Below are 1,232 nucleotides of genomic sequence, written 5' to 3'. Positions count from 1 at the left end.
CAGGGCTTTCTTATAAAACCATTTGCTGAGTAAAGAACTGGATCAAGACTGGGAATTTATCAGCAAAAGTATCCAACTGAGCCGCTTTGTTTTTCACGTTCTTGCCTTCTAACAGATTCATAACCAGTGTGCGTAAGCTACCCAAGAGCCGACTTACGGATGCCTTAACTGTTCGTAAGGCATCTTCAGCCAGTGTCACGTCTCGTTGGTGATGCCTCACCTCAACACACCAATGTTGGCGGATGGCAGCAAACAGTTCCACAGCCTGTGATTGGCTAGCAGGCTTGGCGTTACTGACAAAATAACTAACTTCCTGACTGACTACACCGCCCTGCTGACGATTCCGTTCCACACGGATCAGCGTTGCCAAACCTGTGGTTTGCCAGCGTGGGGCCAGTACCAACGACACCAGTGAATAACACTGGTAAGTGCGCTGCTCTATGCGTCCATGCTGCTTTTTTTCTGCGTCGACCTGCTCATAATCAGCCGTACCAAACAGAGATCGGCAAATACATTGTCGATACAGACTAGCCTGATTGGCTTTTAGTCCTACCACATAAAGCCCTGTTGCCGTATGAATTGAGCGCAACGTTAGCGGAATCATATGTAGGGCGTCCAACGTGATTTTTTGGTGGCACAGATGCCGCTCATCGAGCAATTGACTTACTGCTGGTCGTTCACTCTCTTTGGTGCCACTATAAAAGGCTTGGCCGACAACCTGTTGGTCTTCATGAGCCACTGCCGAGACGCATACCTCACCCCTCGTATGGCCTGGCTGGATGCTGCCACGCAGTTCTTTTCCATCGACGGCAAACCACCTTTTCTGGTCTTCATCGAGTGAAAACCCGAACCAGTCAAGTAGTAGCCGGGTAAAACGTATTCCATTCACTTTGGCTAACAAGATGGGTAATTGAGCGCGTGAAATGGCCTTATGGTCAGTTAGTTGTGTTGCTTCAAGGAGACTCTCGAAGTGGTTGGCCATGTGCCGATGGAGCCGTGACAAGTTGCCATCCCGTCCGCAGCATAGGGCAGCCACCAGGCCAGTCAACACCAGTGCCAATGAGTGCCGTTTTCCCCGGTTGTCACGCAAATCCAATTCGGGTGTTTGGTTAAGGAGTTGAAAAAACGTAGTAGTTTTAAGCGGGCAAGCGGTAGTAGTCATGGTTTTGTAGTGTTGCAACCACAAAAGTAGAGCTAACTGCTACTTGCCCGTTTTTATAAGAAAGCCCTGT

Annotated in this window: 1 protein-coding gene; it reads right to left on the bottom strand. The window is 49.3% G+C overall.

The window, feature by feature from the left end; all coding sequences use genetic code 11:
* Positions 1–10 precede the first annotated feature (10 nt).
* Positions 11–1,162 carry an ISAs1 family transposase gene (locus tag ACFSUS_RS29020; protein ID WP_381528792.1) on the bottom strand — a complete coding sequence of 384 codons (1,152 nt, stop codon included), beginning with the start codon at positions 1,160–1,162 and terminating at the stop codon, positions 11–13.
* Positions 1,163–1,232 lie beyond the last annotated feature (70 nt).

The sequence above is a fragment of the Spirosoma soli genome (genome assembly GCF_042684525.1).
GTDB lineage: Bacteria > Bacteroidota > Bacteroidia > Cytophagales > Spirosomataceae > Spirosoma > Spirosoma soli.
The sequence above is the reverse complement of the archived record's forward strand: the minus strand, read 5'-3'. Positions and strand labels throughout refer to the sequence as shown.

Coding starts and splice junctions, on each gene's coding strand:
- ACFSUS_RS29020 (WP_381528792.1), bottom strand. CDS start 1,162: ATGACTACTACCGCTTGCCCGCTTAAAACTACTACGTTTTTTCAACTC.